This is a genomic window from Acidimicrobiales bacterium (assembly GCA_033344915.1).
Classification (GTDB): Bacteria; Actinomycetota; Acidimicrobiia; order Acidimicrobiales; family Aldehydirespiratoraceae; genus JAJRXC01.
This window is the reverse complement of record JAWPML010000001.1, coordinates 663,763-687,443: the sequence shown is the minus strand read 5'-3', so window position 1 is coordinate 687,443 and position 23,681 is coordinate 663,763. Positions and strand designations below refer to the sequence as shown.

Annotated in this window: 25 protein-coding genes and 1 pseudogene; 4 read left to right on the top strand and 22 right to left on the bottom strand. The window is 69.1% G+C overall.

Annotated elements, in window-relative coordinates; all coding sequences use genetic code 11:
- Positions 1 to 22: 22 nt before the first annotated feature.
- Positions 23 to 424 carry a hypothetical protein gene (locus R8F63_03300; GenBank protein MDW3217616.1) on the top strand — a complete coding sequence of 134 codons (402 nt, stop codon included), beginning with the start codon at positions 23 to 25 and terminating at the stop codon, positions 422 to 424.
- Here the strand turns inward: R8F63_03300 and R8F63_03295 are convergent.
- The 7 genes from R8F63_03295 to R8F63_03265 form a co-directional block, all read right to left on the bottom strand.
- Positions 421 to 1,566, bottom strand: coding sequence for a hypothetical protein (locus tag R8F63_03295; GenBank protein ID MDW3217615.1), 1,146 nt, complete (start codon positions 1,564 to 1,566; stop codon positions 421 to 423). The two genes, R8F63_03300 and R8F63_03295, sit on opposite strands and share 4 nt — an antisense overlap.
- Entirely contained in the window at positions 1,563 to 1,919 is a 357-nt protein-coding gene (locus tag R8F63_03290; GenBank protein MDW3217614.1) for a PadR family transcriptional regulator, read from the bottom strand. Before R8F63_03290 ends, R8F63_03295 begins: the two co-directional genes overlap by 4 nt.
- Before the next feature lie 71 nt (positions 1,920 to 1,990).
- Entirely contained in the window at positions 1,991 to 3,151 is a 1,161-nt protein-coding gene (locus R8F63_03285; protein ID MDW3217613.1) for a thiolase domain-containing protein, read from the bottom strand.
- A gap of 28 nt (positions 3,152 to 3,179) precedes the next feature.
- Positions 3,180 to 4,232, bottom strand: coding sequence for a thiolase domain-containing protein (locus R8F63_03280; protein ID MDW3217612.1), 1,053 nt, complete (start codon positions 4,230 to 4,232; stop codon positions 3,180 to 3,182).
- Positions 4,233 to 4,243: 11 nt separating this feature from the next.
- A complete protein-coding gene (locus R8F63_03275) occupies positions 4,244 to 4,837 on the bottom strand; it encodes an OB-fold domain-containing protein (protein ID MDW3217611.1) in 594 nt (197 codons plus the stop codon).
- The gene (locus tag R8F63_03270) at positions 4,837 to 5,286 is read right to left on the bottom strand and encodes an OB-fold domain-containing protein (protein ID MDW3217610.1); all 450 of its coding nucleotides are present in this window, start codon (positions 5,284 to 5,286) and stop codon (positions 4,837 to 4,839) included. The genes R8F63_03275 and R8F63_03270 overlap by 1 nt, the downstream gene beginning before the upstream one ends.
- 85 nt (positions 5,287 to 5,371) lie before the next feature.
- Positions 5,372 to 5,956 (bottom strand): TetR/AcrR family transcriptional regulator, encoded by a 585-nt coding sequence (locus R8F63_03265; GenBank protein MDW3217609.1) that lies wholly within the window; start codon positions 5,954 to 5,956, stop codon positions 5,372 to 5,374.
- Positions 5,957 to 6,016: 60 nt separating this feature from the next.
- Here R8F63_03265 and R8F63_03260 point away from each other — a divergent pair, with 60 nt between their 5' ends.
- Complete coding sequence (locus tag R8F63_03260) at positions 6,017 to 7,012, top strand: TIGR03617 family F420-dependent LLM class oxidoreductase (protein ID MDW3217608.1); 996 nt, start codon at positions 6,017 to 6,019, stop codon at positions 7,010 to 7,012.
- On the opposite strand, the gene R8F63_03255 is transcribed toward R8F63_03260, so the two are convergent.
- Genes R8F63_03255 through R8F63_03245 form a run of 3 tightly spaced genes read right to left on the bottom strand, consistent with a single transcriptional unit; the run spans position 7,009 to position 10,212 of the window.
- A complete protein-coding gene (locus R8F63_03255; GenBank protein ID MDW3217607.1) occupies positions 7,009 to 8,325 on the bottom strand; it encodes an aromatic ring-hydroxylating dioxygenase subunit alpha in 1,317 nt (438 codons plus the stop codon). The two genes, R8F63_03260 and R8F63_03255, sit on opposite strands and share 4 nt — an antisense overlap.
- On the bottom strand, positions 8,306 to 8,626 hold the full coding sequence (locus R8F63_03250) for an ArsC/Spx/MgsR family protein (GenBank protein MDW3217606.1): 321 nt from the start codon (positions 8,624 to 8,626) through the stop codon (positions 8,306 to 8,308). Before R8F63_03250 ends, R8F63_03255 begins: the two co-directional genes overlap by 20 nt.
- 50 nt (positions 8,627 to 8,676) lie before the next feature.
- Positions 8,677 to 10,212 carry an AMP-binding protein gene (locus R8F63_03245; GenBank protein ID MDW3217605.1) on the bottom strand — a complete coding sequence of 512 codons (1,536 nt, stop codon included), beginning with the start codon at positions 10,210 to 10,212 and terminating at the stop codon, positions 8,677 to 8,679.
- A 28-nt stretch (positions 10,213 to 10,240) separates the two neighbouring features.
- Here R8F63_03245 and R8F63_03240 point away from each other — a divergent pair, with 28 nt between their 5' ends.
- Positions 10,241 to 10,858: a class I SAM-dependent methyltransferase gene (locus R8F63_03240; GenBank protein ID MDW3217604.1), complete on the top strand. Its 618-nt coding sequence runs from the start codon at positions 10,241 to 10,243 to the stop codon at positions 10,856 to 10,858.
- 19 nt (positions 10,859 to 10,877) lie between these two features.
- Here the strand turns inward: R8F63_03240 and R8F63_03235 are convergent, their stop codons facing one another.
- Entirely contained in the window at positions 10,878 to 12,380 is a 1,503-nt protein-coding gene (locus R8F63_03235; GenBank protein ID MDW3217603.1) for a SulP family inorganic anion transporter, read from the bottom strand.
- Positions 12,381 to 12,462: 82 nt separating this feature from the next.
- Positions 12,463 to 12,801, bottom strand: a complete 339-nt coding sequence (locus tag R8F63_03230) for a P-II family nitrogen regulator (GenBank protein ID MDW3217602.1) — start codon at positions 12,799 to 12,801, stop codon at positions 12,463 to 12,465.
- A 139-nt stretch (positions 12,802 to 12,940) separates the two neighbouring features.
- On the opposite strand from R8F63_03230, the gene R8F63_03225 reads away from it, so the two are divergent.
- The gene (locus R8F63_03225) at positions 12,941 to 13,372 is read left to right on the top strand and encodes a GntR family transcriptional regulator (GenBank protein ID MDW3217601.1); all 432 of its coding nucleotides are present in this window, start codon (positions 12,941 to 12,943) and stop codon (positions 13,370 to 13,372) included.
- A gap of 10 nt (positions 13,373 to 13,382) precedes the next feature.
- Here R8F63_03225 and R8F63_03220 read toward each other — a convergent pair whose 3' ends face one another.
- The 10 genes and pseudogenes from R8F63_03220 to R8F63_03175 all read right to left on the bottom strand — a co-directional run bounded on the left by R8F63_03220 (position 13,383) and on the right by R8F63_03175 (position 23,679).
- Positions 13,383 to 14,609, bottom strand: coding sequence for an acyl-CoA dehydrogenase family protein (locus R8F63_03220; protein MDW3217600.1), 1,227 nt, complete (start codon positions 14,607 to 14,609; stop codon positions 13,383 to 13,385).
- A gap of 12 nt (positions 14,610 to 14,621) precedes the next feature.
- Positions 14,622 to 15,521, bottom strand: coding sequence for an SDR family oxidoreductase (locus tag R8F63_03215; GenBank protein ID MDW3217599.1), 900 nt, complete (start codon positions 15,519 to 15,521; stop codon positions 14,622 to 14,624).
- A 12-nt stretch (positions 15,522 to 15,533) separates the two neighbouring features.
- Positions 15,534 to 16,688 (bottom strand): thiolase domain-containing protein, encoded by a 1,155-nt coding sequence (locus R8F63_03210; protein MDW3217598.1) that lies wholly within the window; start codon positions 16,686 to 16,688, stop codon positions 15,534 to 15,536.
- Between the two features lie 2 nt (positions 16,689 to 16,690).
- Entirely contained in the window at positions 16,691 to 17,764 is a 1,074-nt protein-coding gene (locus R8F63_03205) for a lipid-transfer protein (GenBank protein MDW3217597.1), read from the bottom strand.
- Positions 17,764 to 18,759, bottom strand: a complete 996-nt coding sequence (locus tag R8F63_03200) for an OB-fold domain-containing protein (protein MDW3217596.1) — start codon at positions 18,757 to 18,759, stop codon at positions 17,764 to 17,766. Before R8F63_03200 ends, R8F63_03205 begins: the two co-directional genes overlap by 1 nt.
- 63 nt (positions 18,760 to 18,822) lie before the next feature.
- Positions 18,823 to 19,875, bottom strand: a complete 1,053-nt coding sequence (locus R8F63_03195) for a Clp protease N-terminal domain-containing protein (GenBank protein MDW3217595.1) — start codon at positions 19,873 to 19,875, stop codon at positions 18,823 to 18,825.
- 49 nt (positions 19,876 to 19,924) lie between these two features.
- Entirely contained in the window at positions 19,925 to 20,413 is a 489-nt protein-coding gene (locus tag R8F63_03190; protein ID MDW3217594.1) for a YbaK/EbsC family protein, read from the bottom strand.
- Positions 20,413 to 21,942 carry a carotenoid oxygenase family protein gene (locus R8F63_03185; protein MDW3217593.1) on the bottom strand — a complete coding sequence of 510 codons (1,530 nt, stop codon included), beginning with the start codon at positions 21,940 to 21,942 and terminating at the stop codon, positions 20,413 to 20,415. Before R8F63_03185 ends, R8F63_03190 begins: the two co-directional genes overlap by 1 nt.
- A complete protein-coding gene (locus tag R8F63_03180) occupies positions 21,942 to 23,144 on the bottom strand; it encodes an amidohydrolase family protein (GenBank protein MDW3217592.1) in 1,203 nt (400 codons plus the stop codon). Before R8F63_03180 ends, R8F63_03185 begins: the two co-directional genes overlap by 1 nt.
- A 127-nt stretch (positions 23,145 to 23,271) precedes the next feature.
- A pseudogene (locus R8F63_03175) lies at positions 23,272 to 23,679 on the bottom strand (amidohydrolase family protein).
- Positions 23,680 to 23,681: the final 2 nt, after the last annotated feature.

Below are 23,681 nucleotides of genomic sequence, written 5' to 3'. Positions count from 1 at the left end.
GGCCGGTCTCGATAGAGGGGACATGAGACTCCCCCACCGATCCCCCCTCCTTCGCACCGGCGCCCTCGCGATCGGCGCTCTTCTCCTGCTCAGCGCCTGCAAGTACGAGGAGGTCGACGGCGTCGGCACCCGCACGATGGACGTCGAGCATCCGCCCCAGAGCGACGTCGTCCTCGACGGCTGCCATCGCGACGAACTCGGCCGGTGGCACGCCGATGTGACGGTCACCAACAACACGCCGGCCGTGCAGACCTACGAGCTGACGATCGGCTTCTACGACGGTGACACCCGGCTCGCCCAGCGGGCCCACTGGATCCGGGCCCTGCGGGTCGACGAGGTCGCCGAGCCCGACCCGGCCTGGTGGGTCGAGTCCGGCGAGCGTGTCACCGATTGCCGCCTGCTCACCGTGAACCGCTTCGCCTAGTTCGAGCGTGACAGCAACGCGACGAGTTCCTCGCGGCGGTCCGCGAACTCTGGGCAGATTCCCAGCACCGCACCGTCGATCAGCGTCTCCGCGAGGTCACGATCGTCGAGCTGGAACACGGCCCGCGCCTCCAGCGGCTCGAACTCGCTGTAATGGTCTGACGGCGGCACCACGCCGGTCAGGTACCGACACAGGTCACGGCTGACCGATTCCGGCGACAGCCCCAGTTCCCCGATGCCGTCGAAGCTGCTCCGAGGCACCGACGGTTCGACCGCTGCTTTCCACGCTGCCCGTCCTTCGTCGTCGAGAGCGCGTCGTTCCTCCGTGCATGCGCCCGCCGAGTCGACCGACATCAGGTAGCCCAACGGAACGTTCGCAACGCGGGTGCGCCCCCGGTACCGGTACTCGATGTCGACAGTGTCGAACCAGAGGCTCCCACTGAAACTGCAGTACGCCGTCTCGAACCAAACGACGACATCGCCCAGCCAGGGCACGTCCTCGGGCCGCCAAGGATGGTTGGCCGACGCGTCCCCGACCCAGGTGTTGGAGAGCCGCTCGACGTTGAGCTCCCAGCCGACCGGCTGGAGCGAGAGCCCCGGCGGCACGTCGACGAAGACACGCTCGATCGTCACCCCGGACGTATCGGTGAACGGACACAGCAGCAGCCCGTAGCGTTGCCGCTCCCGCCATGTCGTCCGGTACTCGGTCTCTCCCGCGGCCTGGAGCGTCTCGTACTCCGGAGCGGCGATCCCGCCGCAGCTATTGTGGAACTCCGGGGTCGCGCCGTAGTAGCTCCGCCACGAGATCACCCCGACGACGAGCGCGATGACCGCGGCGGCCTGCACGGCGTGGAAGGCGTGCGACTGCAACCACCAGCGGCGCCACAAGGGGGTCGGTCTCCCGAACCCCGCCTCCCGACGCAGGCGCGCGGCCACATCCTCGGGCCGACCGAGCGCCGCGACGAGATCGGTCAGCGAGCCCGACGCCGGGCGACTCGACAGCACCTCGACGAACTCAGCGACGATCTGACGTCGCGGCCGCTTCGGGACCCACCACAGATACGGCACGAGGTCTTCGAGGTAGCGCGCCTCCGCATCGTTCAGCCCGGCCGACGCGGCCCGCTTTCGGGACCACCGGCTCACGGGTCGCCACCATCGCCCGCCGCGAACACAGACGTCACGACCTTGGCCAACGCGTCCCAGGTGGCCAACCGCGACGAGATCTCCCGGCGGCCACGAGTCGTCAACGCGTAGTAGCGCCGCGCCCTCCCGTTCTCGGCGACCTCCCGACGTGACTTCAGCAGTCCGTTCTTCTCGAGCCGCTTCACGCTGGTGTAGACCGTCGCCTCGCTTACGTCCGTGAGGCCGTGCGTCTCGAGCGTCTGGGCGATCGCGTAGCCGTACGTCTCCCCGTCGGCGACGACGCGCAGAACGAGCAGGTCGATGACACCGCTCGCCAGCGGGTCGTTGGTCCTCTGGAGCCGTCCGCCATCCATACTGTGCGACACACAGTATCAAACACCGGACGGCACGAGAAAGTACGGGGGTCTGACCCCAGAAAGTATGGCTACTTGTCGCTGGCGACGATCCACATGGCGAAGTACTGGGCGCCGCCGCCGTAGGCGTGGCCGAGCGCGGTGCGGCAGCCGTCGACCTGGCGGTCGCCGGCCTGGCCCATGACCTGCAGCGCGGCTTCGGCGAAGCGGATCATGCCGGACGCACCGATCGCGTTCGACGACAACACGCCGCCCGAGCAGTTGACCGGTAGGTCGCCGCCCTCGCGGGCGGTCGAGCCGTCCTCGACCATGCGCCAGCCCTCGCCCTTCTCGGCGAACCCGAGCGACTCGAGCCACATTGGCTCGTACCAGGAGAACGGCACGTACATCTCGACCGCGTCGATCTCCTTGCGGCGATCGTGGATGCCGGCCTGGGCGAACACGTCGTTGGCGCACTCCTCGCTCGCCGCGGGCGACACCATGTTGCGGCCACCGTACGAGTTCGACTCCGAGCGCATCGCGGTGCCCTTGATCCACGCGACCGGCCCGTCGTGGGCGTCGCCGCGGGCCTCGTCCGTGAGGATCATGGCGCAGGCCCCGTCGGACGACGGGCACGTCTCCGAGTAGCGGATCGGGTCCCACAGCATCGGCGATTCGACGACCTGGTCGAAGGTGAGATCGTGCTGATGGAGATGGGCGTAGGGGTTCGCCAACGCGTGCTGACGATCCTTGAACGCCACCATGCAGCCGATCAGCTCCGGCGCGTTCGACATCGCCATGTAGCGGCGCATGATCGGCGAGAAGTAGCCGCCGGCCCCGGCGTTCACCGAGGTCGTGAACGGCTGCGGGAGCGACAGCGCCCACATGGCGTTGGATTCCGACTGCTTCTCCCAGGCGATCGTGAGCACGGTCTCGTGGACCCGGCTCTGCACCATCGACGCCGCGACGTTGGCCGTCGAACCGCCCACCGAGCCAGCCGTGTGGACCCGCATGATCGGCTTGCCGACGCACCCCAGCGCTTCGGCCAGGTAGATCTCGGGCATCATCACGCCCTCGAAGAAGTCGGGCGCCTTGCCCATGACGACGGCGTCGATGTCGTCCCACGTCATCCCGGCCATCTCGAGGGCGCGGTACGCGGCCTCGCGGAGCAGACCGGCCATGGAGACGTCGCCGCGGGTGGAGGCGTACTTGGTCTGTCCGACCCCGACGACGGCAGTGCGTTCCTTGCTCATGACTCGCCTCCGGCTCGAGTGCTCATCGCTACTCCCCCTCCAGCACGGCGACCATGTTCTGCTGCAACACGGGTCCGGCCGTGGCGTGGACGACCGCCCGATCGCCGTCGCCCCGGGCGATGCGCTCGAACGCCTCGCCGAAGCGAATGTGACCGGCCGCCATCATCGTGTGCGCCGCCAAGGGCCCGCCCGACGGGTTGATGGTCACGTCGTCACCGAGCCCGAGTGCTTCGGTCAGCACCGCCTCGCTCGTGGTGAACGGGGCGTGCAGCTCGGCGAAGTCGATCTTGTCCCGACCGACGCCGGCCTTCTCGGCCGCGATCCGGGCCGACATCGCGTCGGTCAGGTCGCGGGCGCCGAGCGTGTGCGAGTCGATGCGATGGTCGATGCCGCGGATCCACACCGGCCGGTCGCACAGCTCCCGGGCCCGGTCGCCGGCCGCCAGCACCATGGCGCAACCGCCGTCGGCCGACGCGGGGATGTCCGACGGACGCAGCGGATCGGCCACGAACTCCTCGGCGAGGATCTCCTCGACCGACTTCGGCGTGTTCCGCACTGCGTGCGGGTTCGACGACGCGTGCTCCCGCGAGCGGGAGGCGATCTCGGCCAGCTGCCGCTCGGAGACCTTCCCCGACTCGAGCAGCATCCGCGCCGCGAGCCCCTCGATCGAGAAGGCGTCGGGCCACAGCGGCGCCACGTAGTAGGGGTCCATCTGCGTAGCGAGCACGTCGCGCAACGACCCCGGCGACGACTTGCCATACGAGTAGACGAACGCCGTGTCGACGTCGCCGCACTGGAGCTTCACCCAGGCCTCGTAGAGCGCCCACGCTCCGTCCTGTTCGACGTGGGACTCCGAGATCGGCGGGACCGGGCCCGTTCCGTCGATCGTCATCACGAACGAGAAGGCCTGGCCGGCCAGGAAGTCCGACGAGCCGGAGCACGTGAAGCCCATGTCCTGCTGGCGGAGACCGACGGCCTCCTTGGCCTGCTGCATCAGCGGCACCATGAACTCGACCTCGGACTCGGACGTGATGGCCGGTTCCTGGCGCTGGGCGAACGAGACGATCGCAATCTCTCTCATGTCGGAGCCGCTCATTCGAGGTCCCCCTTCTGACCGATGCGTTCGATGTCGGGGATCTCGACGTCCGGTTCGCCGGTCGGCTCCCAGCCGAGGATGTTGGTGGCGGCCATCTCGAGTTCGTCGTCCGGCTTCCACACCGCGCGCACCCGCGTCCCCAACTTGACGGACTCCGGTTCGCAGTTGATCACGAGGCCCATGAAGCTGATCGACGCGCCGTCGAGCAGGATCCACGCCGAGCAGTACGGCGGTTCGAGATCGGGACGGGTGGCGATCGGCACCCGGGTGATGTTGAACGACTCGACGTATCCCGTCGCGGGCAACTCGACCTTGCCGGCGGTGACGACGCCGGCCACGGGGCTCACGCCCCGGGGCGGCACGAAGACCTGACCGGTCTCGGGGCACCGCTCGGCGATGATCTTCTTGTCCTTCATCGCGACGAGATAGTCGGACAGGGCGCGGCCGGGCGTGTACGTGTACTCCATGCGGATCGGCGTGCGTACCGACTGCACCGGCTCGGTCGACGCCACCTTCTCGGGCACGCCGGTGACCTCGACCACACACGACGGCGGCACCGACGGATCCTGCTGGAACGGTTGGGCGGGCATCAGGCGTTCTCCCCCGTCGGCACGAAACCGGCGATGTCGGCGATGTGGCCGACCCGTTCGTCGGCCCACTGGACCTGCACCCGCATGCCCGTCGCCATGTCGGACGGGCCGTCGACGAAGACGGCGTGCAGCATCGGCGAGTCCGCCCCATCCAACGTGATCAGCGCCCAGGCGACATCGCGGTCGAACGGCTGCTGGTCCCGGGGCGGTCCGCCCCAGCTCCACGACACGACGGTGCCGGTCTGACCGACCTCGACCATCTCGCCGATCGGCTCGGAGGTCGTCGGGTCGTACTCGAGCGGCGGACACATCACGGTGCCGTCGCTGCGGCGCACCCCGAGCACCACGCCCTCGCGGAGTCCGGTGAGAAACGCTCCGACCACGGGCCCGGTCGTGCGGGTGAAGGGGTACTCGAGCACCAGCGGCGCTTGCAGGACTTCGTCGGCCATGAGCCGGGAACCTAGTGGGGCGACGGATCACCATCCCAACCCGAGATGAGACGGGACTCTGACCCCGCCGTCTCACCTTGCCGGCTCAGGGGAGCGGGCTGAGCAGCAACTCGGCGGCGTCCTCGAGCTCCTGGGCGCTCTGCTCGTAGGGGTTCCAGCCGTTCTTCCAGGCGATCAGCTCGGAGAACCAGATGTGTTCGAGCGATCGGATGATCTTGTCGCGCCGTTCCGCAGGGAACTCGGGGCCGAACGCGGAGCGCAGCATCGCCGAGAACGTGACGTTCAACGCCTCCTGGCTCGCGGCACCGTGGGGACCCTCGGCGACCAGCCCCCCGATGACGGCGGCGGACACGTTGGGGTTCTCCGCCATGCCCCGGGTCATGCGGCGGAGGATGTCGAGCACCCGTTCGAGCGTGTTCTCGCCCTCGGGTGGATGACGTTCGATCGAACGCTGGAGACCGGCCATCCAGACACTCATCGACTCGGCCAGCAGATGATCCTTGGACGTGAAGTAGTGGTAGACGGTGCCGAGTGCGACCTCGGCCCGGTCGGCGACGGCCCGCATCTGCACCCCGTCGTAGCCGCCCTCGGTCGCCAGCTCGATGGCCGCCTGCATCACGCGCCGACGGCGTTCGGCCTGCTTCTCCGTGAGCGGTCGGGCCTCGGACATCTGGCGATCGTAGTGGGGCGGGAGTGGGTGCCCGGGCGAGGGCTGACATAGCGTCGTCGCGTGCTGATCGATGCTGGACTGACAGGCGACCTCGCGACCGTGCCCGCCCGGGCCCGCGAGCTCGCGGACACGGGGCTCGACGGCCTCTTCACGTTCGAGGGCAACAGTGACGTGTTCTTCCCCCTCGTCCACGCCGCCGAGCTGGACGTGGACATCTACACGAACGTCGCCATCGCGTTCCCCCGGTCACCCATGCACCTCGCCTACCAGGCGTGGGATCTCCACCGGGCGAGCGGCGGTCGGTTCGCCCTCGGCCTCGGCACCCAGATCAAGCCCCACATCGAGCGCCGCTTCTCCGCCACCTGGGGCAAGCCCGTGAGCCGCATGGTCGAGCTCATCGAATGCCTCCACGCGATCTGGGACAACTGGATCGACGGCACCCGGCTCGACCACAACGGCGAGTTCTACCGGGTCGACCTGATGACGCCGATGTTCGTTCCCGGCGCGCTCGACCATCCTCGGCCGCAGATCTGGGCCGGCGCCCTCGGCCCCCGCATGACCGAGGCGATGGCACAGCACGCCGACGGCATCATCATCCACCCGTTCAACACGGGATCCTTCCTGGCCGAACGCACCCTCCCGATGATCGAGACCGGGCTCGAAGCCGGCGGACGCACCCGCGACGACCTCGTCCTCAACGTCGGGTGCATCGCCAACCCGTGCCTCACCGACGAGGAGTACGAACGGGCGTCCACCGCCATGCGCTACAACCTCGCCTTCTACGGCTCGACTCCGGCCTACCGGGTCACGCTCGACCACCACGGCCTCGGCGACCTGCAGCCCCGACTCCGCGAGATCACCAAGGGCGGCGACTGGTCGACGCTCGGCGATCTCATCGACGACGAGGTCCTCGATCTCCTCGCCGTACGGGGCACGCCCGAGGAATGCGCCGCCCGTCTCCGGGCGGAGTACGGGAGCCTGGCCGACCGGCTCTCGCTCACCGTCTCGACCGCCACCCCCGCGGCGCTCGCGCAGATGCTGGCGGCGATGAACTAGGCCCCGCACACCCGGTCGAGGTTGCGGTGCAGGTTGATGATCCGGCACTCCTCGCCCGAGAGGGTGAGCTCGGTGAGCCCCGGGGCGTGGAGGCCCCTCTGGGCCCGCTCGAGGTTGGCGACGTCCTGATCGATCACGAGACCCATCGAGTAGGAGCCCGGCGCCATCTCGGTGGTGATCGGGTCACGCCGGGGCGCGTCGGGCGCCACCCGGTCGAATGCCATGACGTCCATCGAACCCTCGTCGGGCGTCGCGCCCGGCATCGCCCGCACGACCTGGAGCAGATCACCGAAGACGAGCACCGTGATGTTCGGGAAGAGGTTGTACTGCTCCATGGTCATCAACTCGGTGGTGTCGAACCGGCTCAGGTCCACACCCTCCGTCGCGAGGAAGTGATCGCGGATCATCTGGGCGAGCACGTCGCGCAGCGTCGACCCGTCCGGAACCGGCGGACACTCACCGGGGTCCTGCCCCTCGCCGATGCCGATCCGACCGCCCATCACCTCGACGAATCCCTCCCAGATCTCCTGGTCGGTGGCACCGCCCCGCAGCCGGGGGGACGCCACGCCGTAGGGCTGGGTGAGCCGACCGTGACGATCCCAGATCACCTGGGGTGAGTTGACGTCGTCGACCATCCGCAACATCTCGGGATGGATTCCCTGCACGTGATACGTCTCGCTGAACCCGTCGATGATCGTCTTCCAGTTCGCGCCCAGCGGGATCGAGATGAGCGCCTTGCACCGGAAATCGCCGAGGTCGGCCCACGCGGCCTCGGACGGCACGGGATCGAGGAAGTCGGCGAGCGGCTCGCAGGCCGGGTCCGGGTTCACGAACACCATCGGTCCCCAGGAGTCGACCGCAGCTGCGAACAGCGGGTAGTCGTCGTTGCGCAGGGCGCCGAAGCCCTTGCGGCTGGGCACCTCGCGCAGCCGGCCGGTGAGATCCCACGACCAGCGGTGGAACGGGCACCGCAACTCGGCCCGCCCCTGGTCGTGCGCCGCGCACAGCTGCATGCCCCGGTGGCGGCACACGTTCTGGAACGCCCGCAACTCGCCGTCGTCGGCCCGCACGATGAGGATCGACAGGGTGCCGACGTCGTAGACGAACACGTCGCCGGGGTTCTTCACGTGGTCGAGTGAGCAGGCGAGCTGCCAGGTGGACGACCACATCCGTTCGTGCTCGACCGATGCCCAGTCGGGATCGACATAGCGCGACGCGTCGACCTTCACCGGCTCCTCCACCCGGCGGACGGAGACGATGGTCTCCCCCTCGGGCGCATCGTCGGTCAGCAGGTCAGCCGAAGAGTTCCGCAAGCCGCTCCTTCGCCTTCTTCCCGTCGAGCGGTCGACCGACGATGGCCTTCTTCGGCCCGACGATCACCGGGCGTTCCAACAGTCGGTGGTACTCGTCGAGGACCGCGACGACCGCGTCGGGGTTGTCGACATAGTCGTCCTCGTTCAGCTCGAGCTTCTTGAACTGGCTGTCCTTGCGCACGAGCCGCTCGACCGGATCCTCGAGCTTCTTGATGATCGCCCGCAGGGTCTTCTCGTCCGGGAAGTCCTTCATGTAGCGAACCTCTTCGAAATCGACGCCCATCTCCGTGGCGACCGCCACGGCGTTGCTCGACGAGTTTCAATGCGGGTTGTGGTAGATCGTGAACGTGCTCATGAGTACAACTCCCTCAGTTCGTATTTCAGGATCTTCATCGTGGCATTGCGCGGCAGCGGCCCGTCGTGGATCTCCATCCGCTCGGGATGCTTCTGGCGCATCAGCCCGGCATCGTTGCAGGCCGCGATCATCTCGTCGAACGTGAGGTCGGGCTGGCCCTCGGCCGTCTCGATCACGGCGCAGACGAGCTCGCCCCGCTCGGTGTCGGGCAGGCCGATGACCGCCGCGTTGCCCACCTGGGGCAGCGTGTAGAGCACGTCCTCGATCTCCTGGGCGGAGATGTTCTCGCCCTTGCGGATGATGATGTCCTTCACCCGGCCGGTGAGCGACACGTGGCCGTCGTCTCGCATCACCCCGAGGTCGCCGGTGCGGAACCGACCCTGGTCGTCGAAGGCTTCGGCTTCGAGGGACGCGTCGGTGTACCCCTTGAAGAGCATCGGCCCGCTCACGCGGACCTCACCCTCCTCGCCGGGACCGCACGGCGTGCCGTCGACCTTCACGATGTCGACCTGGCAGCCCCGAATCGGCGCCCCCTCGGTGTGGGCGAGCTGATCGTCCGTGTCACTCGGCGAGCCCTGACAGATCATCGGACACTCGGTCATCCCGTAGCCATGGGCGATCGGGATGCCCATCTTCTCCTTGACCTCGAAGAAGATCTCCGGCGGCATCGGCGCCCCGCCGCCCGCCATCAGGCGCAGCCGCGGCATCGCCGGCCCGTCCACCTTCTGATCCTCGGCGAGGAACATCTGGTAGAACGCCGTCGACCCGCCCGCCATCGTCGCCCCGTTCGCGGCGAACGCCTCGACCGCGCCGGCCGGGGTGAACTGCTCGATCAACACGGCCGGGAACCCGTTGGCGAGCATCATGACGATGTAGTCGGGGCCGCCGATGTGGGCGTAGGGGAAGGCGATGGTGCCGACGTCGGAGTCATCGGCCTCGAGGGCGATCGCGAGGCCCGTTCCCGCGGCGATCAACGTCTTGTCCGTGTGCTTCACACCCTTCGGATCCGACGTCGTGCCGGACGTGTAGTACAGCCAGCGCACCGCGTCGCCGTCGGTCGGCGCCGGCGGAAGGGTGGACGGATCGCCGTGGGGCAACTCGGCGTAGCCGTTCAGGATCGTCGGGGGCGTCGGCAGCTCGGCGCTGACCTCGGCGGCCATGGCGCCATAGTCGAACCCTCCCCACTCCCCGGGGGTGAACACGAACTCGGCCCCGGTCTGGGCGATGCAGAAGCCGACCTCACGATGGCGATAGATGTGGATGATCGGGTTCTGGATCGCCCCGAGCCGGGACAGCGCGAAGCTCAGCAGGATCGTCTCCATCCGGGTGGGCAGCACCCAGGTGACCGGCGTGCCGGCCCCGATGCCGAGCTCCATCAGCCCCGCGGCCACCCGATCGACCTCGTCGCGCACCTCGGCGCAGGTCATGGTGCGACCGGTGTCGTCGATGAGCAGCGGCAGGTCGGGTGACAGCTCCGCCCGGCGGGCGAGGAGCTCGGGGAACGTGGTGGCGTCGAGCACTTTCTCGGTCATCACCAAGGACATTAGCTAGCCTCGCCCGATGGGCTTCTATCGAGATCAGATCCTGCCGCGCGTCATCGACAAGGCGCTCGGCAGTGGCGAGATCATGGGCTACCGGGGCGAGGTCACCGAGGGGCTCACGGGTGAGGTCGTGGAGATCGGATTCGGGTCCGGACTCAACATGGCGGCCTATCCCCCCGAGGTCAGCAAGGTCTACGCGGTCGATCCCGCGGTGGTCGGCCGGAAGCTGGCCGCCGACCGCGTCGCCGCGGCGGATGCCGAGGTCGAGTACGTCGGACTCGACGGCCAGGCCCTCCCGCTCGACGACGACTCGTGCGACGGCGCGCTCTCGACCTTCACGCTGTGCACCATCCCCGACGAGTCGGCGGGGCTCGACGAACTCCGGCGGGTGGTCAAGCCCGGCGGCGCGATCCACCTCCTCGAACACGGCCTCTCCCGCGACGAGAAGGTCCAGCGGTGGCAGCACCGCATCACGCCGATCCAACGCCGCCTGTTCGACGGTTGCCACCTCGACCGGGACCACGTGGCGATGGTGGAAGCCGCCGGCCTCGAGGTCGAGTCCACCAAGGAGTGGTACGCGAAGGGTCCGAAGGCCGTGAGCGCCTTCTACCTGATGCGCTGCCGCGTCCCGGGCTGACGGCGCGGCGCGCCGCGGCCTAGTGCCCGGCGTGCAGGGTGCCGGACGTCCGCTCGTGGAGTCGTTCGGCGTGGCGGTTGAGCCCGACCAGCTCCGCACTGATCCCGCGGTCGGCGAACTTGGCGACGACGGCATCGAGCGCGGCGACCGCCGACGTGTCCCAGATACGGGCGCTGCTGAGATCGATCTCCACCCGGGGCACCTTGACGTCGTCGTAGTGGAACGCGTGGACGAGATCGTTGGTCGACGCGAAGAAGAGCTCGCCGGTGACGGCGTAGAGCCGTTCGACGTTCTCCGGATCGAGCACGCTGGTGACCTTCACGACACCGGACACGTTGCGGGCGAAGAACACGGCGGCGAGTACCACGCCGACACCGACGCCGTAGGCGAGGTTGTGGGTGAACACCGTGACGGCGACGGTCGCCGCCATGACCGCGGTCTCGGTCCGGGGTGACCGACGCAGGGCGCGGGGTCGGATGCTGCGCCAGTTGAAGGTGCCGACCGACACCATGATCATCACCGCGACGAGCGCCGCCATGGGGATCTGCGCGACGAGATCACCGAGACCGATGATGAGTACCAGCAGGAAGACACCCGAGGCCAGCGTGGACAGGCGGGTGCGGCCACCGGAGCGGTGGTTGATCATGGACTGGCCGATCATGGCGCAGCCCGCCATGCCCCCGAGGAATCCCGTCGCCACGTTCGCCACACCCTGACCGCGCGACTCGACGTTCTTGTCGGACACGGTGTCGGTCATGTCGTCGAGCAGCTGGGCGGTGAGCAACGACTCGAGCAGACCGACCAGGGCGAGCGTGACCGCGTACGGCAGGAGGATGCCGAGCGTCCCGAACGTCCACGGGACCTCCGGCAGCGACACGATCGGGAGCGCCGACGGCAGCTCCCCCATGTCACCGACGGTCGGCAGGTCGACGTCCAACGCCACGATGGCACCGGCGAGCACGACGATCGCCACGAGGGGCGACGGCACCGCGGTGGTGATCCGGGGCAGTCCGTAGATGATGGCGAGCCCGAGGGCGATCACCAGCAGGTTCAGGCCGAGCTGACTGCGGTCCGGCTCGTCCGACAGGATGATGTGGGGCACCTGGGCCAGGAAGATCAGGATCGCCAGGGCGTTGACGAACCCGACCATCACTGTGCGGGGAACGAAGCGCATCAGCGAACCGACGCCCAGATAGCCGAACAGGATCTGGATTGCACCGGCGAGGATCGTGGCGGCGAAGAGATAGGCGACGCCGTGGTCCTCCACGAGGGGCACGACGATGAGCGCCATCGCGCCGGTCGCCGCGGAGATCATCCCCGAGCGGCCCCCGGCGATCGAGATGATGATCGCGATCGAGAAAGAGGCGTAGAGCCCGACCTTCGGATCCACACCGGCGATGATCGAGAACGAGATCGCCTCGGGAATCAGGGTCAGGGCGACGACGAGGCCGGACAGCAGCTCGACTCGCGGATTGACGAGCCATGTGGCCCGCAGTTGTCGGGGGCTCGTGCGAAGAGGCAAGCGGTCGAGGGTACGGCGCCGCGCGCGCCGTACCCCTGTCGCTCATGTCACACGGCCGTGTGCTTGTTCAGACAGTGCTTGCCTAGACAGCTTCGGCGCCGCGCTCGCCGGTGCGGATGCGGGCGAGCGTCTCGACGGGGGTGACCCACACCTTGCCGTCACCGATCTTCTCGGTCTTCGCGGAGGCGATCACCGCATCCACGACGGCGTCGGCCTGGGGGTCGTCGACCAGCACCTCGATGCGCGTCTTCGGCGTGAAGGTCACGCGGTACTCGGTGCCGCGGTAGGTCTCGCTGTGGCCGCCCTGGCGACCGAAGCCCTGGACCTCCGACACCGTCATGCCCTGGACGCCGACCTCGGCGAGCGCGGACTTCACGTCTTCGAGCTTGAAGGGCTTGATGACGGCGGTGATGAGCTTCATGACATTCTCCTTGTTGGGGTTGCGCTCCAGTGTTGAGCTGACACAAACATACGCCTCCACGGATTTGTGTCAATGAAGATCCGCGTCATATAGCGAGAAGTTCGTGCTTTGTACCATCACAATGTTCTATGATCGGTCCATGCTCGAGAGCCACACCGTCACGTTCACCGACCAGTTCGGCATCGACCGCCGCATGGTCGTGCGGCTGGACGAGTCGACGGTGGTCCCCCGCTTCGAACAGCTCCGCGGCCAGATCTCGGTGATGGTCGCCGTCGGCCGCCTCGAGCCGGCCATGCGCCTGCCGACGGTGCGATCACTCGCCTATCAGCTGCACCTGGCGCCGGGTACGGTCGCTCGGGCCTACCGCGAACTGGAGTCCGAGGGCGTGATCGTCGGGCGCGGCCGGGCCGGCACCTTCGTCGTCGACGAGCCGCCCCACTCCGAGCCGCTCGAGGAACGACGCAACCGGGTTCGCGACGCCGCCGCTCGCTACGTGGCCGAGATGCGTCAACTCGACCAGGGCGCCGAAGCCGCGCTGGCCGCCGTCGAGCAGGCGTTCACGGAGTCCTGACCGGCTCGGATCAGGTGGGGATGTCCTTGAAGGGGATCCCCTTGTCCGGTCGGGGCTCCTGGGGCAGCCCCAACACGTTCTCGCCCATGATGTTGCGCTGCACCTCGTCGGTGCCGCCCCCGATGCGGCTCATCCACTGGCCGAGGAACGCGTAGTTCTGCCAGAAGCCCCCCATCACGGCATCGTCGGCGTAGAGCGTGCCCCGGGCGCCCATCATCGCCATCACGAGGTTCCCGAGCTGTTCGAGCCGATCGCTGTTGGCGAGCTTCAGCACCGAGCTCTCCGGCCCGGGCATCTCGCCGCGCGACGCCGCCGTGCGCACCCGGTAGCCCAGGTACGCGATGGTACGGGTCCGTGCGTGGAGCCGCATCAGATCCTGACGGACGACGGGATCGTCGATGACGCCCATGTCCCGGGCCAACTCGATGACGTCGTCGAACATGCCGGACTGACCGCCGATGCCCGTGCGCTCGTTGGTGAGCGTCGTGAGGATCGGCCCCCAACCGGCGTTGATCTCGCCGACGACGTTCTCGATCGGCACGCGGACGTCGTCGAGGAAGACCTCGTTGAACTCGGATCGGCCCGTCGGCTGCTTCAGGGGCCGGATGTCGATGCCGGGCGTCGCCATGTCGAGCAGGAGATAGGTGATGCCGCGGTGTTTGGGCACGTTGACGTCCGAACGCACGAGCAGCATCCCGTGCGCCGCTTCCCGGGCGTTCGACGTCCACACCTTCTGGCCGTTGACGACGATCTCGTCACCGTCGACGACCGCCGATGTGCGCAGTCCCGCCAGATCCGACCCGGCGCCCGGTTCCGAGAACAGCTGACACCACGTCTCCTCGCCGGTGAGCATCGGGGCGAGGTAGCGCTGCTTCTGCTCCTCGGTGCCGTGGACGATGATCGTCGGACCGGCCATGCCGATCGACTGGGCGAACTGGCCCTGGGGGAGGTCGTAGCGGCCCTCCTCCTCGGCGAAGATCCCGGCCAGGTGGCTCGAGAGCCCGCGGCCGCCGTACTCCGTCGGCCAGGTCAGGCCGGCCCACCCCTCGTCGAACTTCGTCCGCTGCCAGGCGCGGCACGCGTGGGCGTACGCGTCCTCCTCCGCCTCGCTACGGGCCTTCGCCCAGTACGACTGGCCGAGGTCGGCCCGCTCCGGCTTCAGTTCGGCGTGCTGGGAGAGGAACGCGTTGCATTCCTCACGCCAGGCGGCTTCCTCCGGCGTGTCGTCGAAGTCCATGCGGGGCGGGGACTACTGGGCGCCGTGGACCGGCTGCGGGGCCCGTTCACCGGCGATCGAGGCCCGGGCGAGCTCGCCCGCCTCGCTGACCGTCATGCGCCGGTCGCCGACCGATTCGATCGGGCCCTTCTGCCAGCCGTCGCACACGTTCAGCTGCCCGGCCGTGTTCTCGAAGGTGCGACCGGTCACGTCACAGTCGGCCGAGCCGAGCCAGACCACGAGCGGCGAGACGTTCTCCGGCGCCTTCTTGTCGAATCCGTCGGGGACGTCCGAGCTGTAGAACACACCCTCGGTCATCCGGGTCCGGGCGTCGGGGGCGATGGCGTTGGCGAGCACGCCGTAGCGCCCCCACTCGGCGGCCTGCTGGATCGTGAGGAGGGCGATTCCGGCCTTGGCGGTTGCGTAGTTTCCCTGCCCGATCGAACCCGCGAGTCCGGCGCCCGACGAGGTGTTGATCACCCGGGCGTCGACCTCGTTGCCGGCCTTCGACTGTTCGCGCCAGTACTCGATCGCGTGGCGGGCCGGGGCGAAGTGCCCCTTGAGGTGCACGCGGATCACGGTGTCCCACTCCTCCTCGGACATCCCCGCCAGCATGCGGTCCCGCAGGAACCCGGCGTTGCAGACCAGCGTGTCGAGGCGACCGAACTCGTCGATCGCCTGGCGGATCATGGCCTCGGCCTGATCCCAGTCGGCCACGTCCGCGGCGTTGGCGACGGCCTCGCCGCCGGCGGCGCGGATCTCGTCGACGACCTCGTTGGCTGCGTCGCTGGTGCCCGGCGACCCGTCGCGCTCCACGCCGAGATCGTTCACGACGACCTTGGCGCCCTCCGCGGCGAAGGCGAGGGCGTGGGCGCGGCCCAGACCGCGGGCCGCACCGGTGACGATGACGACCCGTCCGTCCACTGTTCCCATGGGGGGGGTCTCCTAGTTGAACTCGGGTTGCAGCTCGGACGAGACGATCCACATCGCGAAGTACTGCGCGGCCCCGCCGTAGGCGTGGCCCAGCGCGACCTTCGCGCCGTCGACTTGATAGTCGCCGGCGGTGCCGCGTACCTGATTGGCCGCTTCGAGACAGCGGATCATGCCCGAGGCACCGATCGGGTTGGACGACAGCACACCGCCCGAGCAGTTGACGGGGAAGTCGCCGTCGAGGGCGGTGGCGCCCTCGTCGGTCATCTTCCAGCCGGCGCCCTCCTCGGCGATCAGGTGACCCTCGAGCCACATCGGCTCGTACCAGCTGAACGGCACGTAGAGCTCGGCCGCGTCGATCTGCTTGCGCGGGTTGGTGATGCCGACCTTCTTGTAGAGGGCCTCGGCACAGTCCAGTCCGGCCTGGATGCGGATCGTGTCGCGGCCGGGGAACGAGGAGAACTCGGTGCGCTTCGCGTGGCCGAGCACCCAGGCCGGCGGGTTCGGCGAACGTCCGACCTTGTCCTCGCTCGTGAGCACCATGGCCGCCGCACCGTCCGACGACGGGCACGACTCGAGGAAGTGGAGCGGGTCCCACAGCATCGGGGACTCCTTCACCTTCTCGATCGAGATGTCCTCGAGGTGGAGGTGGGCGTTCGGGTTCTTGAGCGCATTGAGCCGGTCCTTGACCGCGACGGTCCACCCGATGTGCTCGGGGGCGTTCGACCGCCGGATGTACTCGCGGATCCACGGAGCGAACGTGCCGCCGGCTCCCTGGCCGCCGGACCGGCCACCCGACAGCGCCCACGTGGCGTTGCCTTCGGACTGCTTCTCGTAGGTCACGGTGAGCACCGTGTCGTAGCGCCCGGACTCGACGAGCACCGCCGCGGAGATCGCCGTGGACGCGCCGACCGAGCCGGCGGTGTGGACCCGATGGATGGGCTTGCCCACCGCGCCGAGCGCGTGGGCCAACGACAGCTCGGGCATGATCACGCCTTCGAGGGCGTCCGGGGCCTTGCCGATCACCACGGCGTCGACGTCGGCGAACGTCAGCTCGGCGTCGTCGAGCGCCTTCAGCGCGGCTTCACGAACCAGCCCGTCGATGGTGACCGGAAGCTGGCGCTTGTACTTCGTCTGGCCGATGCCGACCACTGCACAGGGGCGGGCCATGGTCAGCTCCCTCCTTCGAGAACACACACAAGGTTCTGTTGCAACGCCGCGCCCGACGTCGCGTGGGCGATCCCACGGGTGGCGTCGCCGCCCGCGATGCGTTTCGCGACCTCGATGATCCGGGTCAGGCCGGTGGCCATGACCGGGTCGCCGGCCAGCGGGCCGCCCGACGGGTTCACCTTCGCCACGTCGTCGAGCCCGAGCGCGTCGCGCAGGATGATCTCCTCGTGCGCGTGGAGCACGTGCAGCTCGGCGACGTCCACATCGCCGTCGAACGCGCCGGCGCCGGTGGCGGCGAGGCGGGTGGACGGGGAGTCCGTGAGGTCCCGCAGGCCGGCGTGGTGCGACTCGATTCGATGGTCGAGCCCGGTGATCCACACCGGGCTGTCGGTCAGCTCGAGCGCCCGGTCGCGCCGGGCGATCAGCATCGCCGCCGCGCCGTCCGCCTTCGCCGACACGTCGTGGGCCCGCAGGGGCGCCATGTCGTAGGGCGCGGCGAGCAGCTCGTCGGCCGACACGGCGTCGGTGAGCTGGGCGTGAGGATTCGAGGACGCGTTGGCGCGACTCCGCACGACGACGTCGGCGATGTCGGCCTCCGACGCCTTGCCCGCGTTCACCAGCGCCTGCGCCTGGATGCCCGCCATCGCGTCCGGGTCGATGCCGAGCGGCGCGACCACGTACGGGTCGGCCTGGAGGTGGAAGACCTCCCGGGCGTTGCACGGCGAGGACTTGCCGGACCCGACCACCATGGCGACGTCGATGTCGCCCATCTGGAGTCGGAGCCAGGCCTCGAACAGTGCCCACGCGCCGTCCATCTCGACATGGGATTCGTAGACGGGCGGCCAGGCCCCCATGCCGTCGACGTTGGACACGAAGGCGAAGGGCATGCCGCTGAGGTAGTCGCAGCTGCCGGCGATCGTGAACCCGACGTCGTCACGTTCGATCTTCGCGTCGCTCAGCAGGCGGTTGACGCACTCCATGATGAGGACCACTTCGGGCCCCTCGAAGCGGGCGTGGGCGTCGGTCTGGGCGACGCCGACGATCGCGATGTCGTTCTCCCCGGGTGAAAAGGCCATCAGAAGTTGTGCTCCTTCACGAGCTCGGGATCCACATCGGGCTCGCCGGACGGCTCCCAACGGACGTAGACCTCTTCGCTGAGGCCGAAGCCCCGGTTGTCGGGATCGTCGAACGAGATGTCGTCGCGCCAGATCATCTGGAGCCGCATGCCGATCCGGAACTCGTCGACCGGGATGTCGCGCACGTCGATGCCACCGACGGTCGTGTCGGCGCCGTCGAGCAGCACCGAGCAGCGGATGTAGGGCTCCGTCTCGGTCTGGCCGTGGTACTGGATCGGGGTGATCTCGGTGAACGACGTGACGGTGCCCCGGTCGGCGACCTCGACGTACTCGGCGTCCATCATCGGCACCCGGTTGATCGCGTCGTAGCCGCGGCTCGGCACGTGCACCTTGCCGTCGGCGGGGCTGCGTTGCCCGAGGATCTTGTGTTCGAGCAGCCCCTCGAGGAAGCGGACGCGATGCGGCAGCAGCGGTTCGTTGATCCGCACGCCGATGAGGTGCTCCATGATCTCGACATCGCCGGCCTCGGCGTCGACCTCGGGCGCGGCCTGTGCATCCTCGCCGGGCACGAAGTGGATGTCCGTCACCGAGCCCACCCGCTCGTCGTGGTAGCGGACGACCACCCGCATCCCCGTCGCCATCGCGTCCATCGAACCAGCGTCGACGGCCTGCAGCATCGTGGTGTCCGCCCCGTCGAGTCGGATCTGGGCGAACGCGAACGGGTGGCTCAGCGGATGCTTGGACGTCGGCTCGGCGACCCAGGTCCACGCCTCGACGGTGCCGGCGGGGCCGACCTCGACGAGGCTGTCCGGTCCCACGGTCGCTCCCGTGTCCGGGTCGTACTCGATGGGCGGGCAGATGACTCGGTCCCCGACCCGGGTGCCGAGAATGCGCCCGTCGCGCAGACCGGTGAGGAACGGGCCGATGATCGGACCGGTCGTTCGGGTGTAGGGGAACTCGAGGGTGAAGTCGATATCCGGAAGTTGGGTGGCCATACGCGGCTGATTTCACCACACAGACTGAACGCTGCTCAAAACGAGTGAGTGCCGTCTGTCGCGTCAGGCGCCGACATCGCGCAGGGCCGCGGCCTGTCCGGCGATCGCCGTGCCGTCGAGCACGAGCGACCCGTCGACGGCTTCGGCGGGCCAGCGCACGTGCAGCGTCACATCCCCCGACATCGGGACGGGCCAGGCCCACCACTCCGTCGTCTCCACATGGCGGACCGGTCGGCGCCGGTCGTTGCGATCCTCGATCACCTTGCGGGTGCTCAGCCGCACGAGGGCGCCCGGCGTCGGCACGTCGGCGCGCCAGCGGGGATTGCCGGCCCGGTTGGAGACGTGGGTGCCGTCCGCGTACGCCAGGTCCACCGTGACGACCTCCGGCACCAGACGATGCTCGGCCCCGACGCCCGGACTCAGGTACTCGATGGACTCCCACGTCGGCGGGAGCACCCACGGTCCGAGCGACGTCACCGTGAGGGTCAACCCGAACCCGTCGGGGCCGGCGACCACGGTCTCCAGCGACACCTCGGCGGTCTGACTCCGGGCGACGACCTGTGGCGTCGCCGGCGTCGGGATGCGAGCCACGGACGCGTCCGCGCGCGGACCCCACCAGCCGTAGTGGGTGACGTCGCGGCGATCGAGGGCCGCGATCAGCCCGGCGACCTCGTCCTGGTCGAGCCGGGCCGCGCCGAGCTCGACCAGCCGCCGGATCTCCCCGAGGCGGACGCCGAGATGGCGCAGCACGGTCGCGGCACCGGAACGCGGGTCGTTGAGACAGCCGAGCAACATGTCGAACGTCGTCCGCCGCTCGGCGCCCGACAGCGCCCGCCCGTTGAGGGCCAGCTCCGCCCGCGGGCTCAGCGGCGGATCGACCTGGCCGTCGGGATCGGGTTCGAAGTGATGGCCGCGCAACGCCACGAGCGCCCGCTCGAGCCGCGCCGTGTCGAGCGCGAACAGCTCACAGAGCTCGGCCATGTCGCCGGTGGCGGTGGCGACCGCGCCGAAGAGCAGGTACTCGGTGCCACACCGCTCGTCGCCCATCGCCCCGGCCGTACCCAGCGCCACGTCGAGAGCCATGCGCGCACCCGCGTCCAGCTGCAGACTGCTCATCGAGAAAACGGTACGTCGCCCACCCGCGTCGACACCTGAGTCGTATGAATCAACCGAGCCCGGTTTCGCCCTCCACGAAGCCGCAAATCGTGGCATCCGTCACCTCTCGCAGCACCCCGGGTTCGATCGGGAAGCACGTGTCGGGCGTGCCTGCCGCCGCGTGGACGACCTCCCAGTCGAGCAGCGACGGGTCCATGACGGTGAGCAGCGGTCGGGGATGGCCGAACGGAGGCGTTCCGCCGATGGCGAATCCGGTCGCCTCCCGGGCCGTCTCGGCGTCGCTCATCCGCACGGGACCGCCCAGGTGCGCGCCGAGCTTCTCGAGATCGAGGCGATGGTGGCCGGCGGTGAGGGCGAGCGCGGGTCCGTCGGGGCCGACGACCACGAGCGACTTCACGATCTGGGCGACGTCACAACCGATCGCGGCGGCGGCATCGGCTGCGGTCCGCGTGCCGTCCGGATAGCGCACCGGGTCGACCGTGATCCCCCGCTCCCGCGCCGCGTCCGTGAACCGGGCGAGCCCATCGGAGCGGGCCATCAGAGGTCCGCCATCCACGCGCCGTGGAATCCGAAGGGCACCCGCTGGGGAAGCAGCACCTCGGCGACCGGCCCCGAGCCGACGTCCGTGGCGTCGAGGACGGCGAAGCTCGAACGATCGGTGGTCTTGTCCCACACGAACGTGAGCAGCCACCCCTCCCCCTCGCCGGCGTCGGGGCTGTCCGGCACGAACACGGACTCCCCCGGCTGACGCAGGTCGCCGCTCTCCCATCGGTCGGTGGCGCCGGAGGCCACGTCGAGTCGGGTGATCCCCGGGAACTCGAGGTTGCCGTCGGGCGTGTCGAGGGTCTCGGTGTACCACGCGACCGAATGGGGCCGCCCCGTCCAGCGGTGGTCGATCTCGGGGAACTCGAGTGCCAGGTCGGAGCGGGCCGTCGCCTGCCAGGTGAGCTCGTCGCCGCCGGTGCCGATCTCCCAGCGGATCAGCTCGGGGGCGTTGGCGTTCAGATCGTTTCCGCCGGGAACCGAGGCGTCGAAGATCGAGTCGATGCGGGACACGTCGACGATCACCGTGTCGTCCTGACGGAACGCGTTGGTGCCGTGGAAGACGTAGCCGTTCTCGACCTCCACCCAACGCATCTCGCTCGCCGGACCGCCGAGCGGCATGACGCCGATGCGCGAGCCGTACGACGCGTCCCAGGTGAAGGGGTTGACCGCGCCGGCGGCCGCCGCCGTGAGGTCGAAGACCACCGGGAACTCCCAGAAGATCACGTCCGACTCCGTGATCGCGAAATCGTGGATCATCGTGCCGGCCCCCATCGGGATCTCCTCCTTGACGAGGAGTTCTCGACCGTCCGCCGACGCGACGTAGTACGTGAGATACGGCGGGGTGAACCCGTAGCCGAAGAAGTGGAGCAGACCCGTCGCCGGATCCACCTTCGGGTGGGCGGTCACGTTCGGCCCGAGGGAACCGGCCGGGCCGGTGATATCGGTCGGGCCGACCGTCGAGAGGTCCGTCGGGTCGATCTCGTAGGGCCACCCGACCTCGCCGAGGCTGAAGAGCCGATCGCCGTGGACGAGCATGCTGACGTTCGCCTGGGTCTCCGCGGTGCCCGGTGGCGCCACGAAGTCGCCGAACGACCTCCCGTCTCGGAAGAACGGCGTGTCGATGTGGCGGTTCGCGTACCACGAGGCCGAACCGTTCTCGATGCGGATCCCGTGGACCATGCCATCGCCGAAGAACCAGTGGGGCGAATCGCCCGAGGCGGGGTTCGATCCGTTCCGGGCGAACAGGCCGCTGAGGGTCGGCGGCAGCGACCCGACCACCTCGAGCTCGGTCACCGGGCCGACCTCGGCCACGGGGGCGAACCCGCCCTGGAGCCAGAACGGCGTGTCGGGGTCGTAGGGGACGGTCGTGGTCACCACACCCGAAGTCGTGGAGGTGGTGGACGTCGTGGACGTCGTGGAGGTGGTGGACGTCGCGGGCGCGGCGACGTCGTCGCCACACCCCGCCAGCACGATCCCGCCGCCGAGTGCCGCCGTGCCGGCGAGGAAGGCGCGGCGATCCACTACCGACGACCGCGCACGAGCCGACCCGGACGGGCGCCGGTGTCGACGCCGTCGCGCCGGGTGACCTCACCGGCGACGATCGTCGCGACGTACCCCTCGGCCGTCTGGATCAGCCGGCGACCACCGGCGGGCAGATCCCGCACGAGTTCGGGGGTGCGCAGGTTGATGCGGTCGTGGTCGATCACGTTGATGTCGGCCCGCTGACCGACGGCGATGGTGCCCCGGTCCGTCATGCCGAACAGGGCGGCGGTGTCCTTGGTCTGCTTGCGCACGACCCATTCGAGCGGGAGCTGCTCGCCGCGATCGCGGTCACGGGTCCAGTGCGAGATCATCGTGGTCGGGAGCGACGCATCACAGATGAGACCGCAGTGGGCGCCGCCGTCGCCGAGGCCGACGACCGCCTGCGGGTGGGTCAACTGCTCGCGGATGACGTCGTGGTTGCCCTCGACATAGTTGTAGAGGGGCAGCATCAGCAACGCCTTGCCGTCCTCGGCACAGAACGCGTCGTACGCCGCTTCCTCGGGCGCCACGCCGGAGGCCTCGGCGAGCCCGGCGACCGAACGGTCGTGGGTCGGCTCGTAGTCCGGCGGGTCGCCGAGCACGTAGAGCGACTCGAGCATCCCGGCCGCGAGCATCGCGATGCCCTCGTGGACCGCGCCGGTGCCCTCGGCGTTCTCCTCGGCCAGGATCGCCGCCTTCACCTCGGGCTTGCGCAGCTCCCCGATCCGTTCGTCGATCGGGAGGTCGGCGAGCGCCATGTAGGTCGGTCGGAGCATGAACGGATGGCCGGTCTCGAATCCGATCAACACGCCGAACGGGCGACCGGCGACCTGCGGATGCAGCTGCGCACCCTCGGACGTGGCCGCCAGCGACACCTCCATCTGTTCCTTCCAGAGATCCGGCGCGCCGGGCACCTGGAGCATGGCGAACGTGACCGGCTGACCGGTCTCGGCGGACAGCCGCCGCATCCAGTCCACTTCCTTCATCGGGGCGACGGTGTCGAGGCCCGCGGCGCCGGCCGGCGCCAGCTCGAACACCCCACCGCCGCCATCACGCAGGGCGCGGCCCATCGCGAACAGCTCGTCCTCCGCGGCGTACGTGCCCGGCACGGGCTCGCCGTCCATGGCCCGGTGGCCGATCGTGCGCGACGTGCTGACGCCGAGCGCACCCGCCGCGATCGCTTCCTGCACGATCTCCGCCATCGCCTCGATCTCGTCCGGTTCGGCCGGTTCGTTCTTCGCCCCCCGCTCGCCCATCAACGTACGCCCGCACGGAGCCGTGGGGGATCTGGGTGCCGACGTCGACGGACCAGCGACGCTGGTCGAGGGCGTCGAGGTACTCGGGGAACGTCTCCCAGTCCCAGGCGATTCCCTCGCTGAGCGCGGCGCCCGGAATGTCTTCGACCCCTTCCATGAGCTGGATCAGCCACTCCTCCGAGCCGGGCCGGACGGGCGCGAACCCGACGCCACAGTTCCCCATCACCAGCGTCGTGACGCCGTGCAGCGACGTCGGTTCGAGCGTCTCGTCCCACGTGACCTGACCGTCGTAGTGGGTGTGCACGTCCACGAACCCGGGCGTCACGATCAGCCCCGTGGCGTCGATGACCTCCGCCGCGTCGGCCTCGATCGACGGCTCGACCGCGACGATGCGGCCGTCCTGGATCGCGATATCCGCGACGCGGCGGTCGGCGCCGGTGCCGTCGACGACGGTCCCGTTGGTGATGAGCAGGTCGTACATGG